This window comes from Bacillus cereus group sp. N31, from assembly GCF_016483245.1.
Lineage (GTDB): Bacteria > Bacillota > Bacilli > Bacillales > Bacillaceae_G > Bacillus_A > Bacillus_A toyonensis.
The window spans coordinates 51042-67820 of the sequence record NZ_JAEHCH010000017.1; the positions used below are offsets into that span (position 1 = coordinate 51042).

Here is a 16779-nt window from a genome sequence, read left to right on the forward strand (position 1 = left end):
AGTTTAATTAAGGTGAGCTGTATCATAAGTAAGTGAGGTATTCTATGTAAAACAGGGGGAAGAAAAGAATGCAGGAGAAAATCGGAAATGGCCGGTTGATCTTGATTTTCACTGATATTATCATGTTTATTTTATTATGCCTATAATTGGAGGCCATATGAATGTTAAGTGATCAGGCGAGATATTCTAGGCTCGCGAATATAACAAAAATAATAAATACAAAATTAGAACTACGTGAAGTATTGCAGCGTGTAACAATGGCGATATCAGAGGAGATTGTTAGGTGCAATGCTGTTGGAATTTATTTACCCCAGGAAGATGGAACATTTAGAGGGTTTGCAGGAAAACCAGAGACCATAAATGGTGTAACGCTCGATACGCAAGTAATTGATCCTGAAATAGACTTACTGGCAAAAGAAGTTATTGAAACCAAAAAAACGATCTATATCCCTGATACCTCAAAGGATCATCGGCCGGATCCGAGACCAGTTGATGCGTTCAAAATTAAGTCCTTATTAGCCTTGCCTATCTCATTTGGGCAAGAGTTATTTGGTCTGGTTTTTTTATTTGATTATGGAACTCCAATGAACTTAACAGATTCAGAAATTCAAAGTGTTGAAGCTTATGTAAATATGGCTGCGGTCGCAATTCAAAACGCAAATAATTTAACACAAAAGGAAAACCTTATTGCCGAGAAGCAGTTGTTACTAAATGTTACCCGTGATTTATCAATGTGTTCCTCGATACAGGAGAGTTTTGATAAATGTTTTTTTTACTTAGGACAGATTTTAGAGAGTAAAAACGTGGCTGCCCACCTTTTAGACCCGTTAGACAAAAAAACGATTAAAACAACGAAGTTAAGTAAGGACTGTAATTGGACAGAAGTGGATTGGATGGAAAAAAGCTATGACGCCAAGATCCAAGAGGTTATTCAAACAAAAAATATAGATAGTAAGGGTCTTTTGATGATCCCATTGGTTTCAATGGGAGAAGTATTAGGGGTAATTGTCGTTGGTAAAGAGGGAAAATCTTATAATTACGATAATTCCCAAATTCAATTGGCAAAATCTATCGTTGATGCCACAGCTCCTACGTTTTCAAACTTGTTATATATGGATCAACTTGAAAGCATGGTGGAAGAGCGAACGAGAGAACTAGCTGCTGCTAATGAAAAAGTTACAAGTGTGATCGAAAGTATTACGGATGGATTCTTTACTTTGAATAATAAATGGGAATTTACGTACGTAAATAAGCATCAATATTTTCCACAAAGAAAAACAGCAAAAGATGTATTAGGCAAGAATATACGGGAGGTTTTCCCGAGTAGCGTCGACACAGTTATGTATAAGGAATTTCATCGTGCAATGTCAGAGCGAACTACAGTTCATTTCGAATTTCTTTCTATATCTGATGAATATTGGTACGAAGTTAGTGCATACCCGTATGATGATGGTATTTGTTGTATTTTTAAAAACATAACGGAAAAAAAGCAATATGAGCAGGAATTGAAAAGGTTATCAAACATAGATTTAATAGGGCAAATGGCAGCAGGTATTAGCCATGAGATTAGAAATCCAATGACAACAGTACGAGGGTTTTTGCAGTTATTAAAAGAAGAGAACATTTATGAGAAACATAATAAGTACTTTAATTTAATGATAGAAGAACTTGACCGCTCCAATTCTATTATTACTGAATTTCTCTCAATGGGTAATACAAAGAAATCGGATTTGCAGATGTTAGATTTAAATTTAATTATTCATGATACGATTCCTTTAATAAAGATTGATACGCATAATCAAAATAAATATATTCAAGTCGATACAAATGACATTCCGGAATTACTTTTAAATCGTAATGAGATACGGCAATTATTAATAAACCTATACCGTAATGGCTTAGAAGCGATGAGCACAGGGCAAGTTCTAACCATCAGTACCTACAAGGAAGGTCAAAATTGTGTGGTGCTTGCAGTGCGTGATCAAGGAAAAGGTATCAGACCTGAAGTATTAGAGAAACTGGGTACTCCATTTTACACGACCAAAGATAATGGAACTGGATTGGGGCTAGGTATATGTTATGCCATTGCTGCCCGTCATAATGCAAAAATAGAAATTCAAACAGGATCGGAAGGCACGACTTTTTTTGTTAAATTTAATTATGCAAATAATAAACAATAACCTCGTGTAGATTAGTTACGGTGAACCGTACCGCAAATAAAAAGTAAAACCTAAGTAAACATAATCAATATATTTCACCTGAATTTTGCGTAACATTCATGTTTGAGTTGCCCACTAAATTAGAGTTGCATAAAAAGAAATGGACTAACCGATATTAGGTTAGTCCATTTTCAAGTGTGTTAATTAATAGTGAATCTCCCTTCTGTACTTTTAGGAGCTTTTCGGTATTAGCTCCTGACTCTCCATATGTATATTCTGTTAGCATTGGATCCTCATGTCCGAAATTTCGTTCAGCATTTTTATACCCAATTAAATAATTTAATTGGGTATAAATGGATAATGTCAAGTACCTAAACAACATATGTTGCTGTTTTAAAATCATCCCCAAAAGCATTAATCCACCTAAGACTACAAAACCTCCCCCTAAAATGTTAAAGTAGTAACTTGACGACATTCATTTATACATGCTAAAAGCATTACTATAATCAACATTTCAGGAGGCAAAACAATGGCAATGAGCAACAACGATATATTAAAAAGAGTAAGGTACGCTTTAGATATAAGAGATATAGATATGGTAGAAATCTTTAAACTTGGTGGTATGGATGTAACGAAAGAAGACGTAGTTGATATGCTTACAAAAATAAAGAGAGCACCTCAGCATGAACCTGAAGATGCTGAGGTAATCGAAGATGAGTACGTAAAAACATGCGACATGATGATGTTAGAGTCATTTTTAAATGGATTTATTACTTTAAAAAGAGGAAAGCAAGACCCGAAACCAGGACAACCGGCACCTGTACAGAGCAAGGAGAGTGCCAATAACCTTCTTCTAAAGAAAATGAAAATTGCACTATCGTTAACGACTGAGGATGTGCTTGATATATTAGATAGCGTAGGAGTTACGGTGACAAAAGGAGAATTAGGCGCCTTATTAAGAAAGAAAGGCCATAAGAATTACAAAGAGTGCGGCGATAGATACGCAAGGAATTTCATTAAAGGATTAGCTGTAAAGTATAGAGGATAATGAGTTTGTTAAAGCAGTAAATGATATAATAGGTAGAGTAGGACGTTCGTATCCTACTCTTTTTTATTTGTAAAATAATACGCTAGGTGATGAAATGATACATACATATTTAGGTGAGACAATTAATTTTCATATAACTTATAAGAAGAAAAAGTCCGTGCGTCTTTTTGTAGATTCGTACGGAAATGTGGAAGTGCAAGCTCCAAAAGGGACACCTGTTGAATACTTAGTCCAGTTGCTAGAGGAGAAGTGGGATTGGATTCAGAGAACAAGTAAGGAAATGCAGGAGCGAGTGCTTGGACCACAGGAAAAAGATTATAATCAAGGAGAGGAATTTCTGTATTTAGGAAGTACGTATCCGATACAGATTTCTCAAGATACAAGTATGGAGCAAGACAATGCAGTGTTTGAAGGGGATAAGCTACATATTTATGTGAAAGAGCTTAAGGATGAGAAAATACAACAAGCTTTAAAACGATTTTATTATAAGCAGTGTAAAGCGTTAGTAGAGAAGAGTATTAAAGCGTATCAAAGTAATTTTAAAACAAAACCGCGATCTATTCGTATTACAGATAGTAGTCGTACGTGGGGAACTTGTGATTCGAATTTACAATTAACATTTAATTGGAAGCTAGCGATGGCACCACAGCGAGTGATTGACTATGTAGTTGTTCATGAAATGTGCCATATGGTTCATTTAAATCATGATCGTTCTTTTTGGCGCCTTGTCGGGAAGATAATGCCTGATTATAAGGAAATGGAGAACTGGTTAGCGTTATCTAGTTGGAAGATGACGGTTTAATGTTGCGCTTTGTATAGGTTGCGATTATTGTCAATCTTTGTCGGTAAGTCGATATATTTCGAAAATCGCTGATATATTTGGAGTTGCGCCGATATATTTTGAAAATCGCTGATATATTTGGAGTTGCAATCGATATGTTCAATAAAGAGAAAGTAAAAGGAGATGTCACAGCAGACATCCCCTTTTTTCGAGCATATAGATTATCGCCCAAACTTCACAATGAAAGTATCTGCTGTTTTCTCTATCTCATACCCACGATACCCCTCCGAAAGCAAAGCCAGCTGTCCATTAGCATCACTCATTAGAATACTTTGAACATCTGTCCAATCTCTTTCTTTATCTCTGCGCAATTGTTTCACAAAAACATACCGCATACTACCACCATACTTCTCCTTCAGCGCAGCAATCTCCATCCCTTGCGCAAACTTATCCTTCAAACTTGGAATGTTAAAAGGAGCAACGGTGCAACATACATAATCATATTTGCTATCTTCTTTTTGCAATTCTTCCATAATGACTTTTGCTAATATTTTTTGCATCCCATTTCCTCGGCAGTTCGGATGAACGTTTGAGATTTCTTGATAGATAACGCTTTGTAATTCGCTTTCGTGTAATCCGATATCGAGTCCTAAATGTTCATCGTCGATAGGAGGGACGAGTAGAGCACGAAATGCGATGAGTTCATTTTCGATAAAAGCGCCAATCATCATGCCGTTTCCTTCTAGAATATATTGAAATTCTTCTTGTGAGAGTGGTTGTAAACGACTTTTATCTTCCAACGCTTCAACTATAATGTTTTGTAATGATAAAATTTGTTCGATGTGCTTTCTTGATAGTAATGTAACGTGAAATGGTTGTTCGTTTTGTTTTAATGTTCCTTCATATAGAACAGTCATGCGTTAGTCCTCCTTTAGCGTACAACGTCTTGAAAGACGGTTAGTTCTTGTAATGTATCTTTATTTATTTCAATGCCGAGTCCTGGCTTTTCGTTTAAGCGAATAAATGGTACGTCGTAATGTAAGTTTCCGATGTCTTTCGTGAACTTTAATGGACCTGTAAGTTCAACGCTCGTAATGATTTTTTTCGAGAAAGCGACATGGAATCCTGCGGAAGAGGCAACGGATGATTCGACCATGGATCCAACTTGGCATTCAATGCCGGCCATTTCTGCTTGATGAGCGAGTTTTACAGCGGGATATATGCCGCCGCATTTCATTAGTTTTATATTTACTTTATCAGCCGCGTCTAATTTAATGATTTGGCGCATTTCACGAGAACCTTTTAATCCTTCATCAATCATAAGCGGAAGGTCTGTTTTAGAACGAATGTGAGCCATTGCGTCAATATCGTCTGCGACAACAGGCTGTTCAATCCAGTCGATGTTTAAATGACCTAATGAACGAAGTGCCGTTAATGTGTTGGCGCTATTTTTCCATCCTTGGTTTACATCAACGCGAATCGCAATATCACTTCCTACACGTTCACGTACCGCTTCAATACGTTTTACATCTTCTTTTACATTCGTACCGACTTTCATTTTGAAAGATTGGTAACCTTTTTGAATCATGGAAGCAGCTTCAGCAGCCATGTCTTCTGGATCGGCGATACTTAAGACGTGAGTGACAGGGAAGTCTTCATGGTAGCGTCCGCCAATTAATTGATATACAGGTTGATTTAGTTTTTTGCCCATTATATCAAAACAAGCAATATCAATCGCGGCCTTCGCAGTAGGCACACCGTAAATTGTATTGTCCATCATATCGTGTATTTTCTCAATATTCATTGGATTTTGCCCGATGAGCGCAGGAGCAAGTGTATGTTTTAAAGTATGGAAAGTACTTTCCCATGATTCGCCTGTAACGTGATCATCAGCAACGCCCTCACCGTAACCGATAATGCCTTCATCTGTTTCCATTTTGACGATAACAGAAGGCATATCAGAATAAGAACCATAACTAATAACAAACGGATCGCGAAGCGGTAAACGAATTGCGTAAAGATGAATAGCTGTAATTTTCATTGAATAGAAACCCCTTCCTGTTTACAATAGTTTTATACATTTGATATAGTTGACGTTAAATAGTCGTTAATTAATAATAAGGAGTTAGAGAAAATGATAATAAAAATTGCAGTTGTCGGTTCAAAGGAGTTTATGGAGAATCTTTTCCCTATTGCTCATAAATTAGAAGAAATAGAAATTGATCCATATGTTTACCTTCATCCGGCAGAATCTTCTGAACTATTAAAGCGTTTAAAGCCTTGTGATGTTATCTTTTTCTCAGGTGCCTTACCTTATTATATGGCAAAAGAAATAAGAGAACAATTACGAATTCCAAGTACGTACTTACAGCAAGATGAGACAACGGTTGCATCTTCACTTCTTTCTGTCATATATCATCAAGGTATTCAACCACATAAAATTTCAATCGATTTAGTAGACCGTTCGTTTATTACAAATGTATGCCGTGATATCGGTATAAAAGAAAAGCCACAAGTGTTGGATTATGAAAATATGTTGTGGAGTAAAGAGGAAATAAATAGAGTCATTGATTTTCATGTAGCTAAATATCAATCCGGAGAGGCTCATTTAGCTTTAACTAGTATTCACGCTGTTTACGATGAGCTTCAAAAAATAGGTGTTCCTTCAGAGCGTATGATTGATCCAACACAGTCCATTATACATGGGCTAAAAGATGCAAAAATAAAAGCTGAGTTAGCAAAAAGCTATTCAGCTACTGTTGGTGCTTGTATTATTTCTTCCTTAGAATTACGAACGAGTTTGCTTGAAAAACTAGATGTCATTTCAAAAGAACTACGTGGTTCATTTAAACAAGTGGATGAAATGACATGCATTTTGTATACAACTCGTGGTGATATCGAATCGATTATTAAGACAAATGCGATACATAACTTGTTTGCGAGCGTAGAAGGAACGATAGCTATTGGATTTGGTTATGGAAAAACCGTGAAAGAGGCGGAGCAAAATGCAAAAATTGCTCAAAGTTTTGCAAAGAATAATCCAATAGATCGTTGTTTTTATATACTAACAAGTGATAAAGATTTATTTGGTCCGTTCCCGAAAGAACAGAGAGTACAAAGTTTGAAAAATGATAATCCGGAACTAATGAAAATAGCGAAAGAAACGAAGCTTAGTCCGGCCAACTTGTCAAAAATCATTCAATTTAGTCAATCGCATCCGTCATTGAAGTTTACAGCAGCTGACCTTTCTGAGTACTTACAAGTGACCCGGCGATCGACAGAAAGATTGTTAAAAAAATTAGTTGATTACGGGTATGCTCATATTTGCGGCGAGGAAATGCCCTATCAACAAGGGCGACCTCGCGCACTATATGAACTGAATTTACCGCTATTTTTAAGCTTCTAGTTGCGCTTTTTGTTTCTTTAGTAGTTCTGCTTTTTCAATGTCTGATAGTTTTACAATTGTGAAGCCTGTTATACCATAAATGATTGAGATAATAGGTACGATGAAATTCAAAATAGCATAAGGGGCATATTCAAATGCACCTACGCCAAGTGTAGCGAGAATAAATACACCGCACGTATTCCAAGGAACGAAGACAGAAGTTAATGTTCCGCCATCTTCTAATGCTCTGGATAAATTTTTTGAATGTAGTCCTTTTTCTGTGTATGCATTTGCGTACATTCTTGAAGGAACAACAATTGAAATATATTGTTCAGAGCAAGTAAGGTTTGTTGCAAAACAAGATGCGATAGTAGAAGCGATAAGCCCTTTTGCTGATTTTGCTAACTTTAAAATTTGATTTACAATTGAGCGAAGAATACCTGTATGTTCTAATACTCCTCCGAAAGTCATAGCGACAATTGTCATAGAGACTGTATTCATCATCGAATCTAAGCCACCGCGGTTAAATAGTTCGTCTACTAGCTTGTTTCCAGTGTCTATAACAAATCCAGCTTGGAGTGCACCGACAGATGCTGAGACAGAACCACCTTGAATAAAGACTTGAGATAAGAATCCTAAAATAATACCGACGAGAATGGCTGGTATGGCAGGAACCTTTTTAGCGACCAATACCATAACGGCTACGGGTATGATTAATAGGAAAGGTGAAATAACAAAGTTTTGTTGTAAGACTTGTAATGTTTGATCGATGCTTTGCGCATCAATATTGTTATCACCGAAGCTTCTTCCTAAGAAAGCATAGACGATAAGAGTAATAATTAAACCTGGAATTGTAGTAAATAACATATGACGAATATGTGCGAATAAATCTGTATTTGTTAATCCTGCGGCTAAGTTTGTTGTGTCTGAAAGCGGTGACATTTTATCGCCAAAATAAGAGCCTGAAATAATGGCACCAGCAACCATTGGAGCTGGAATACCCATACTTAGACCAATGCCCATTCCGGCAACACCAATTGTTCCCATTGTAGACCAAGAGCTACCAATCGCTAATGCAACGATAGAACAGATAATGGTAATGGATACTAAAAATAGTGATGGAGTTAAAAGTTTTAAACCGTAATAAATCATTGTTGCGACGATTCCACCGCCAATCCAAGCACCGATTGTTAAGCCAACAAGAATAATAATGACGATAGCGGGTAATGCAAGACGAATCCCTTTATACATTGCTTCTTCAAGATCATTCCATTTGTAACCGTAATGCCAAGCGACGATAGAAGCAACGGTCGTACCGATAATAAGTGGAACGTGAGGGCTTTGTTTTAATACAACAATTGTAACCATCATAACTGCAACGGTAATGATAATAGGGATAATTGCTATTCCAAAAGGTATTTCTTTTTTCATAAATTTCCTCCTTGTTACGTATGTTTGTTTGTATTTTTTAGAATTGTCGTAAAATAGACGGTTATTAGGTTATGATAACTAAAAATATATGTAAGCGTCAACAAAAAACAGAAAATAAGGAATGTTCTAGTTGTTTATTCAGTTTGTAATATAGATACAGAGTAAGCTTTTAAAAAGTTTAAAAATAAACAATTGACTTTTTTCTTAAAATTCAATATGTTCATAAAAACATCTGTTTTTCATAAGTATAATTAACCTGAATGGTTTGTAATTTGGGAAGGAGAATGGAGCTTTGAAAACATTAGAACTACAAGAGCGTTTAACGGAAATTTTTCAGCATTTACATGAAAACCCTGAAGTAAGTTGGAAAGAGTATGAAACGACAGCTTATATTACTAACTTTTTAAAAGAAGAAGGAATTTCATATAAAACATTTGATGATTGCCCAGGCGTAATCGCTGAGATTGGGAATGGGAACCCGGTTATTGCGATTCGTGCTGATATGGATGCACTTTGGCAAGAAGTAGATGGAGAATTTAAAGCGAATCATTCGTGTGGTCATGATGCTCATATGACGATTGTAATGGGGCTTATTTTACAATTGAAAAATATGAGATGGGATAGTGGAACGGTTAGATTTATTTTTCAACCGGCAGAAGAGAAGGGAAATGGTGCTTTAAAGATGGTAGAGAAAGGTGCTGTAGATGATGCTGATTTCTTATTCGGTGTCCATTTACGACCAATCGAAGAATTATCTTTGAAACAAGCAGCCCCATCTATTCGTCACGGAGCAGCAAGATTTCTAGAGGGTATGATTCATGGGGAGGATGCACATGGGGCAAGACCACACCAAGGTGTGAATGCAATTGATGTCATTTCCATGATTAATATCGGTTTGAAAAATATATGGTTGCCGCCACAAAGTTCATATTCAGTGAAGATGACGCGGTGCCAAGCTGGTGGAGATAATCTAAATATCATTCCAGGTAACGGCCATTTTAGCTTAGATGTAAGAGCGGAGAATAATACATTATTAGAAGAATTAAAGAAAAAGATAGAGCATGTAATAGAATCAGCCGCATCAATGGGATCGAAAACTTCATACGAATGGATTGATCTTGCTCCAGGAGCAGAGGTGTCAGAAGAAGCGGAGCGTTACATGCGTAAAGGCATTCTCGAAGTGTATGGAGAAGAGCAATGCACAGGGCCGCTTTATACGACAGGAAGCGATGACTTCCATTACTACACAGTGAAGAGACCACATTTAAAAGCTGTCATGCTTGGACTAGGAGCAGATCTACAACCTGGATTACACCATCCGCATATGAGGTTTGATCATAGTTGTATTATGGATGGGGTAGAAATATTGAAGCAAACTGTATTGAAAGTGTTAGAAGACAGGGGCTAGAGAGCTCCTGTTTTTTTATCGTGAATTGACGGTAAATCGATATATTTGAAAAACCGTTGATATATTTTGAGTTATGATAGATATATTGAGAAAATCGTTGATATATTTGAAGTTACGATAGATATATTAAGAAAATCGTTGGTATAATTTCACGGACCTATTAATTTGATGAAAAATGAGCCTCCAGTACATGGTGTATAATAATAAGTACCATTTTTTAATAGGAGAAAACGAATGAACGAACAATATTATGATGCAGTTTTACATATAAAAACAGTCGGTGAGCAAAAAGGGTTTAACAAGTCTATGCATTATCACCGCTATGAACCGACGCCGTATAGCGGGTTAGATGAGTTATTGAATCAATATGAAATACGAAGTAGCGACCGAATTGTAGACTTTGGGTGCGGAAAAGGGCGATTAAACTTTTATATGCATCATAAATGTGGTGCTTCAGCAGTTGGAATTGAAATGAATGAAGAGTTTTATAAAGAAGCGATGGATAATAGAGATCGTTATGCACGAAAGGCACGAAACAGTAAGGGGAAAATTCAATTCCAATGTTGTTTAGCGCAGGAATATGAGATTGATCCACATGATAATAGGTTTTATTTCTTTAATCCGTTTTCTGTGCAAGTGTTTATGAATGTAGTCAATAACATTTTGCTTTCAGTAGAAGAAACGGGGAGAGAAGTGGATATTATTTTATATTATCCTTCTGAGGACTATATTTTCTTCTTAGAAAATCAGACTGCGTTTGAGCTAAAGAAAGAAGTTAGATTGCCAGGTGCTTATGAGAAGAATGGGAATGAGAGGTTTTTAGTGTATACGTTAGGATAATAAAAAAAGCAGATGCTAAGGCACCTGCTTTTTTTATTAGTTACGGATTAAGTAATCAAATGCGCCTAAAGCAGCGTTTGCACCTGAACCCATAGAGATGATGATTTGTTTGTACGGATTATTTGTACAGTCACCTGCAGCAAACACTCCTGGTACGTTTGTAGCGCCGTGCTTGTCTGTTACGATTTCACCGCGAGCGCGTTCAACTGTTTCGCCTAACCAGTCTGTGTTTGGCACAAGACCGATTTGAACGAATACACCTTGTAATTCAACGTGATGAACTTCTTCAGTTTCACGATCGATGTAAGAAATACCGTTTACTTTGTCAGTACCAGTGATTTCTTTCGTTTGAACATTTTTCAGAACAGTTACGTTTGGTAAGCTGTTAAGACGCTCTTGTAATACAGCATCAGCTTTTAATTCTGGCATGAATTCAAGAACAGTTACGTGCTTAACAATACCTGCTAAGTCGATAGCTGCTTCAATACCAGAGTTACCTCCGCCAATAACTGCTACATCTTTTCCGATGAATAATGGACCGTCACAGTGTGGGCAGTATGCTACACCTTTATTTTTGAACTCAGCTTCACCTGGTACGCCAACATTACGCCAGCGAGCACCTGTAGAAACGATTACGCTCTTACTTTTCAGAATAGCGCCGTTTTCAAGTTCCACTTCAATAAGTTCTTTTTTCTCTAAACGTTTCGCACGTTGTAGATTCATTACATCGATGTCGTATTCTTTTACGTGCTCTTCAAGGCTTGCTACTAGCTTAGGACCTTCAGTGCGTTTTACGCTGATGAAGTTCTCAATACCCATAGTATCCATTACTTGACCACCGAAGCGCTCAGCAACGATACCAGTGCGGATGCCTTTACGTGCTGCATAAATTGCTGCACTTGCACCAGCTGGGCCGCCACCAACAACAAGAACATCGTATGGATCTTTATCAGAAAGCTCTGATGCATCTGGACCGTTACCCATTTTAGCTAAAATTTCTTCAAGTGTCATACGACCGCTTCCGAAAGATTCGCCATTTAGGAAAACTGTTGGTACTGCCATGATGTCTTTGCTTTCTACTTCCTCTTTGAATGCAGCGCCATCAATCATAGTATGTGTAATACCAGAGTTAAGAACGCTCATTACGTTAAGAGCTTGTACAACATCAGGACAGTTATGACAACTTAGGCTGATATAAGATTCAAAATGATATTCGCCTTGAATGTTTTTAATTTGATCGATTAATTTTTGTTCAACTTTTGGAGCACGTCCACTAACTTGTAGTAAAGCTAACACTAATGAAGTAAATTCGTGTCCTAATGGAATACCAGCGAATACTACACCAGTGTCTTCATCAGGGCGATTTACACTAAAGCTTGGTGTTCTCTCTAGTTCAACTTTTTCTACTGTAATCTTTGATGACATAGTAGCTAATTCATCTACTAGAGATAACATATCTTTAGATACATTATCGTCTCCTGAGCTAACTTTAAGTAAAATATCGTTCTCCATTAACTGAAGGTATTGGGATAGTTGTGTTTTTATATCTGCATCTAGTATCATTTTGATCGAACTCCTTAGATTTTGCCTACAAGGTCAAGGCTTGGTTTAAGTGTTGCAGAACCCTCTTGCCATTTAGCTGGGCAAACTTCACCTGGGTTGTTACGTACGTATTGAGCTGCTTTAATTTTGTTAACAAGAATGCTTGCATCACGGCCGATACCGTCAGCGTTGATTTCCATAGATTGGATAACGCCGTCTGGATCGATGATGAATGTACCACGAGCAGCAAGACCTTCTTCTTCCATTAAAACGTTGAAGTTTGTAGTGATTGTGCGAGTTGGGTCACCAATCATAATGTATTCGATTTTGCCGATAGTTTCTGAGCTATCATGCCATGCTTTGTGAGTGAAGTGAGTGTCTGTAGATACAGAGTATACTTCAACGCCTAAGTCTTTTAGAGTTGCATATTGGTTTTGTAAGTCTTCAAGTTCAGTTGGGCAAACGAATGTGAAGTCAGCTGGGTAGAAACAAACTACACTCCATTTTCCTTTTAAACTTTCGTCAGTAACTTGGATAAATTCTCCATTATGGTAAGCATTAGCTTTAAACGGTTTTACTTCTGTGCCGATTAATAACATATTAAATTTCCTCCTAAATGTTGGTTTTGAGCATCAAAAAATAGTTTGCTCATAAAATATATTTTTTAATTAACTATAATAATTCTAATTCGATATTAATTATCATATAGAAGTGGTTATTTTGTCAAGAGAATAAACCAACTTTATACCAATTTAATTAATATTTATTCTCAATTAAGGTTATTAGGGAATGAAAAGGTAATTTTCATGTCATAAATTTTCAATGAGTGTTTGAAAGAGTAGTGTGTATGTTAGAGACATGGTGTAAGTATAAATTCTTAGGAAGGAGATATTTCTTAGAAGTTGTAGATTTGAAAAGGAACTGCTTATTTCTATTTTACAAAGAATTGTGCGATAAATAAAATAAAATGAATCGGAATCTTTTTGAACAATTTTTGTCCGCTCAAATATATAATTAGGAAGTATATTGCAATGATAATTAGAAACATTGACTCAAAGTGCTAACAAGATATAATAAAATCTAGATATATCTTTCAAAAAGAAGAATATATAATATAGGATGAAAAACATTCAACCTATTATTTTTTTATAGCCTTTAGAAAACGCTTACAATTAGTGTGGGAGGGGAAACCATGTCTAAGTTCACAAAGTATTTTTTAATGGAAGATAAAGATGTGATTGCATATGTGAAAGAGAAATTATCTAAGTTTGAACATGCAAAGGGGTTACAGTGTAAAGAAATAGGTGATGGTAATTTAAATTATGTGTTCCGCGTTTGGGATGAAAAAGAGACCATGTCTGTCATCGTAAAGCAGGCCGGGAATACAGCACGTATTTCAGATGAGTTTAAGTTGTCGACGAATCGTATTCGTATAGAATCAGATGTTTTGCAGTTAGAGGAGGAGTTAGCACCTGGGCTTGTTCCAAAAGTATATTTGTTTGATAGTGTGATGAATTGTTGCGTGATGGAGGACTTATCAGATCACACAATATTACGTACAGCACTTATAAATCATCAAATATTTCCGAGGCTTGCTGAAGATTTAACTACTTTTATGGTAAATACTCTTCTATTAACATCAGATGTTGTAATGAATCATAAAGAGAAGAAGGAACTTGTGAAGAATTATATAAATCCAGAGTTATGTGAGATTACAGAGGACCTCGTATACTCTGAACCATTTACAAATCATAATAAACGTAATGAGTTATTTCAATTAAATGAAGGATGGATTAGAGAGCATATTTATAGTGATAAAGAGCTTCGTATGGAAGTAGCGAAACTTAAGTTTTCTTTTATGACGAATGCGCAGGCGTTGCTTCACGGTGATTTACATACTGGTTCTGTTTTCGTAAAAAGTGATTCTACAAAAGTTATTGATCCTGAGTTTGCTTTTTATGGACCTATGGGATATGACATTGGGAATGTAATGGCGAATTTAATATTTGCTTGGGTGAATGCAGATGCAACGATGCTACCTGGAGCTGAGAAAGATACGTATATGGATTGGCTAAAAACGACGATGGTAGAGGTAATTGATTTATTTAAGAAGAAGTTTTTAGTTGCTTGGGATATTCATGTGACAGAAATTATGGCGAAGGAAGAAGGCTTTAATGGCGTATATTTACAATCTGTGTTAGAGGATACAGCTGCAGTGACGGGTCTTGAGTTAATTCGTCGTATTGTTGGATTAGCGAAAGTAATGGATATTACTTGTATTGAGAATGATGAAGCACGTGCTAGAGCAGAGCGAATTTGTCTTCAAGTAGCGAAGAAGTTTATTTTACGAGCGAATCAATATAAAACAGGTACGAGTTTTGTAGAAACGTTAAAAAAACAGTCCATTCATAGCGCGAAGTAAGGAGAGAAAATGATGAAAGAGCAATTAATACCAATTCAATGGAAAGATGATGCTTTAGTTTTATTAGATCAAACGTTATTACCGAACGAAGTTGTCTATGAATCTTTCAAAACAGCTGAAAGTGTGTGGGATGCAATTCAAGTCATGAAAGTGCGAGGTGCACCAGCGATTGGGGTTTCAGCAGCGTATGGTGTGTATTTAGGGGTAAAGGAATTTGCTGAAAGTACGGTAGAAGGATGTATTGAAGAAGTAAAAAAGGTATGTGCATATTTAGCAACATCAAGACCGACGGCAGTAAATTTATTTTGGGCGCTGGAAAGAATGGAAAGTGTAGCGATAGATAATGTTCACTTATCGATTGCACGGTTGAAAGATAGATTGTTAGAAGAGGCAAAAGAGATTCATAGAGAAGATGAAGAAATTAACCGTCAAATTGGAGAACATGCATTAACATTATTCCATGATGGCATGGGATTATTAACTCATTGTAATGCAGGTGCGTTAGCAACGACTAAGTATGGTACTGCGACAGCTCCAATGTATTTAGCGAAAGAAAAAGGATGGGACCTTAAAATCTACTCTGATGAAACACGACCTAGATTACAAGGTTCAACGTTAACAGCATTAGAACTACAGCGAGCGGGAATTGATGTAACAGTCATTACCGATAATATGGCAGCTATGGTCATGTCACAAGGGAAGATTGATGCGGTAATCGTCGGCTGTGACCGAGTAGCAGCAAATGGTGATGTAGCAAATAAAATTGGAACATTAGGCGTATCTATTTTAGCTAAATACTATAACATTCCGTTTTATGTAACAGCACCAACACCGACAATTGATTTAAACACACCGACAGGAAACGAAATTCCGATCGAAGAAAGAGATGCTTCTGAAGTAATCAATCGTTTCGGACAATATTCAGCTCCGAAAGGAAGTAAAGTATACAATCCAGCATTTGATGTTACGCCACATGCAAATATAACAGCAATTATTACGGAAAAAGGGATTGTAAAGGCACCGTTTACGGAGAATTTAAAAAATCTATTTTAGTAAATAGGTATATAGTCAGTCATCATAAGCTTCATACTTAGGGGGATGTATATGTTATTACAAAAAGAAAGAGAAGAAATTGTAGCGTACGGAAGGAAAATGATTTCTAGCGGTTTAACAAAGGGGACCGGCGGAAATATTAGTATTTTCAATCGTGAACAAGGCCTAGTTGCAATTAGCCCAAGTGGTTTAGATTATTATGAAACAACGCCCGTGGATGTAGTTATATTAAACTTAGATGGTGAAGTAGTAGAAGGTGAGAGAAAACCGTCAAGTGAACTAGATATGCATCTTATTTATTATAGGAATCGTGAAGATATAAATGCGCTCGTGCATACACATTCACCTTATGCGAAGACGATTGCATCATTAGGGTGGGAGCTTCCTGCTGTTTCATATTTAATTACTTTCGCAGGCCCGAATGTACGCTGTGCACCGTATGAAACATTTGGTACGAAGCAATTAGCAGAGGCTGCTTTTGAAGGCATGATTAATCGCCGTGCAGTATTACTTGCGAACCACGGTTTAATTGCAGGTGCAAATAATATAAAAATGGCATTTACTGTTGCGGAAGAAATTGAGTTTTGTGCGCAAATTTATTATCAAACGAAAAGCGTCGGAGAACCGAAGTTATTGCCAGAAGATGAGATGGAGAATTTAGCGAAGAAGTTTGAAGGATATGGGCAGCAGTAGAATGAAACGAAAACACC

15 protein-coding genes are annotated in these 16779 nt (G+C 36.6%); 9 read left to right on the forward strand and 6 right to left on the reverse strand.

Features of this window, described 5'->3' with window-relative positions; translation table 11 throughout:
* Positions 1-161 precede the first annotated feature (161 nt).
* A complete protein-coding gene (locus JDS81_RS19710; protein WP_097953922.1) occupies positions 162-2180 on the forward strand; it encodes a GAF domain-containing sensor histidine kinase in 2019 nt (672 codons plus the stop codon).
* Positions 2181-2334: 154 nt separating this feature from the next.
* Here JDS81_RS19710 and JDS81_RS19715 read toward each other — a convergent pair whose 3' ends face one another.
* The gene (locus tag JDS81_RS19715; protein ID WP_229203617.1) at positions 2335-2574 is read right to left on the reverse strand and encodes a hypothetical protein; all 240 of its coding nucleotides are present in this window, start codon (positions 2572-2574) and stop codon (positions 2335-2337) included.
* A gap of 114 nt (positions 2575-2688) precedes the next feature.
* Here JDS81_RS19715 and JDS81_RS19720 point away from each other — a divergent pair, with 114 nt between their 5' ends.
* Together JDS81_RS19720 and JDS81_RS19725 are read left to right on the forward strand one after the other, a co-directional pair.
* Entirely contained in the window at positions 2689-3207 is a 519-nt protein-coding gene (locus JDS81_RS19720; RefSeq protein WP_097895649.1) for a YehS family protein, read from the forward strand.
* A gap of 94 nt (positions 3208-3301) precedes the next feature.
* Positions 3302-4009 carry a M48 family metallopeptidase gene (locus tag JDS81_RS19725; RefSeq protein WP_097953923.1) on the forward strand — a complete coding sequence of 236 codons (708 nt, stop codon included), beginning with the start codon at positions 3302-3304 and terminating at the stop codon, positions 4007-4009.
* A gap of 200 nt (positions 4010-4209) precedes the next feature.
* Here JDS81_RS19725 and JDS81_RS19730 read toward each other — a convergent pair whose 3' ends face one another.
* Positions 4210-4905, reverse strand: coding sequence for an N-acetyltransferase (locus JDS81_RS19730; RefSeq protein WP_097953925.1), 696 nt, complete (start codon positions 4903-4905; stop codon positions 4210-4212).
* A 14-nt stretch (positions 4906-4919) separates the two neighbouring features.
* Positions 4920-6029, reverse strand: a complete 1110-nt coding sequence (locus JDS81_RS19735) for a mandelate racemase/muconate lactonizing enzyme family protein (RefSeq protein WP_097953926.1) — start codon at positions 6027-6029, stop codon at positions 4920-4922.
* A 93-nt stretch (positions 6030-6122) separates the two neighbouring features.
* On the opposite strand from JDS81_RS19735, the gene JDS81_RS19740 reads away from it, so the two are divergent.
* Positions 6123-7394 (forward strand): transcriptional regulator, encoded by a 1272-nt coding sequence (locus JDS81_RS19740; protein WP_097953927.1) that lies wholly within the window; start codon positions 6123-6125, stop codon positions 7392-7394.
* On the opposite strand, the gene nhaC is transcribed toward JDS81_RS19740, so the two are convergent.
* The gene (nhaC, locus tag JDS81_RS19745) at positions 7383-8804 is read right to left on the reverse strand and encodes a Na+/H+ antiporter NhaC (RefSeq protein ID WP_097953928.1); all 1422 of its coding nucleotides are present in this window, start codon (positions 8802-8804) and stop codon (positions 7383-7385) included. The two genes, JDS81_RS19740 and nhaC, sit on opposite strands and share 12 nt — an antisense overlap.
* A gap of 292 nt (positions 8805-9096) precedes the next feature.
* Here nhaC and JDS81_RS19750 point away from each other — a divergent pair, with 292 nt between their 5' ends.
* Together JDS81_RS19750 and JDS81_RS19755 are read left to right on the forward strand one after the other, a co-directional pair.
* Positions 9097-10212 (forward strand): M20 peptidase aminoacylase family protein, encoded by a 1116-nt coding sequence (locus JDS81_RS19750; protein WP_000853538.1) that lies wholly within the window; start codon positions 9097-9099, stop codon positions 10210-10212.
* 234 nt (positions 10213-10446) lie between these two features.
* On the forward strand, positions 10447-11052 hold the full coding sequence (locus JDS81_RS19755) for an SAM-dependent methyltransferase (RefSeq protein ID WP_001005626.1): 606 nt from the start codon (positions 10447-10449) through the stop codon (positions 11050-11052).
* A gap of 36 nt (positions 11053-11088) precedes the next feature.
* On the opposite strand, the gene ahpF is transcribed toward JDS81_RS19755, so the two are convergent.
* Both ahpF and ahpC read right to left on the reverse strand, forming a co-directional pair.
* A complete protein-coding gene (ahpF, locus tag JDS81_RS19760) occupies positions 11089-12615 on the reverse strand; it encodes an alkyl hydroperoxide reductase subunit F (protein WP_000599520.1) in 1527 nt (508 codons plus the stop codon).
* A 14-nt stretch (positions 12616-12629) separates the two neighbouring features.
* Positions 12630-13193: an alkyl hydroperoxide reductase subunit C gene (gene ahpC / locus JDS81_RS19765; protein WP_000924420.1), complete on the reverse strand. Its 564-nt coding sequence runs from the start codon at positions 13191-13193 to the stop codon at positions 12630-12632.
* A gap of 593 nt (positions 13194-13786) precedes the next feature.
* On the opposite strand from ahpC, the gene mtnK reads away from it, so the two are divergent.
* The 3 genes from mtnK to JDS81_RS19780 are packed head-to-tail and all read left to right on the forward strand — an operon-like array spanning position 13787 to position 16762.
* Entirely contained in the window at positions 13787-15016 is a 1230-nt protein-coding gene (gene mtnK, locus JDS81_RS19770; RefSeq protein WP_070174073.1) for an S-methyl-5-thioribose kinase, read from the forward strand.
* A 9-nt stretch (positions 15017-15025) separates the two neighbouring features.
* Complete coding sequence (mtnA, locus tag JDS81_RS19775; protein WP_097953929.1) at positions 15026-16069, forward strand: S-methyl-5-thioribose-1-phosphate isomerase; 1044 nt, start codon at positions 15026-15028, stop codon at positions 16067-16069.
* A 51-nt stretch (positions 16070-16120) separates the two neighbouring features.
* Complete coding sequence (locus JDS81_RS19780; protein ID WP_097953930.1) at positions 16121-16762, forward strand: L-fuculose-phosphate aldolase; 642 nt, start codon at positions 16121-16123, stop codon at positions 16760-16762.
* The last annotated feature ends 17 nt before the right edge of the window (positions 16763-16779 follow it).

What these genes read in the sequence shown, in the direction of transcription:
- JDS81_RS19710 (WP_097953922.1), top strand. Translation starts at nt 162, where the DNA reads ATGTTAAGTGATCAGGCGAGATATTCTAGGCTCGCGAATATAACAAAA.
- mtnK (WP_070174073.1), top strand. Translation starts at nt 13,787, where the DNA reads ATGTCTAAGTTCACAAAGTATTTTTTAATGGAAGATAAAGATGTGATT.
- JDS81_RS19780 (WP_097953930.1), top strand. Translation starts at nt 16,121, where the DNA reads ATGTTATTACAAAAAGAAAGAGAAGAAATTGTAGCGTACGGAAGGAAA.
- JDS81_RS19730 (WP_097953925.1), bottom strand. Translation starts at nt 4,905, where the DNA reads ATGACTGTTCTATATGAAGGAACATTAAAACAAAACGAACAACCATTT.
- ahpF (WP_000599520.1), bottom strand. Translation starts at nt 12,615, where the DNA reads ATGATACTAGATGCAGATATAAAAACACAACTATCCCAATACCTTCAG.
- JDS81_RS19735 (WP_097953926.1), bottom strand. Translation starts at nt 6,029, where the DNA reads ATGAAAATTACAGCTATTCATCTTTACGCAATTCGTTTACCGCTTCGC.
- ahpC (WP_000924420.1), bottom strand. Translation starts at nt 13,193, where the DNA reads ATGTTATTAATCGGCACAGAAGTAAAACCGTTTAAAGCTAATGCTTAC.
- nhaC (WP_097953928.1), bottom strand. Translation starts at nt 8,804, where the DNA reads ATGAAAAAAGAAATACCTTTTGGAATAGCAATTATCCCTATTATCATT.
- mtnA (WP_097953929.1), top strand. Translation starts at nt 15,026, where the DNA reads ATGATGAAAGAGCAATTAATACCAATTCAATGGAAAGATGATGCTTTA.
- JDS81_RS19720 (WP_097895649.1), top strand. Translation starts at nt 2,689, where the DNA reads ATGGCAATGAGCAACAACGATATATTAAAAAGAGTAAGGTACGCTTTA.
- JDS81_RS19725 (WP_097953923.1), top strand. Translation starts at nt 3,302, where the DNA reads ATGATACATACATATTTAGGTGAGACAATTAATTTTCATATAACTTAT.
- JDS81_RS19715 (WP_229203617.1), bottom strand. Translation starts at nt 2,574, where the DNA reads ATGCTTTTGGGGATGATTTTAAAACAGCAACATATGTTGTTTAGGTAC.
- JDS81_RS19740 (WP_097953927.1), top strand. Translation starts at nt 6,123, where the DNA reads ATGATAATAAAAATTGCAGTTGTCGGTTCAAAGGAGTTTATGGAGAAT.
- JDS81_RS19755 (WP_001005626.1), top strand. Translation starts at nt 10,447, where the DNA reads ATGAACGAACAATATTATGATGCAGTTTTACATATAAAAACAGTCGGT.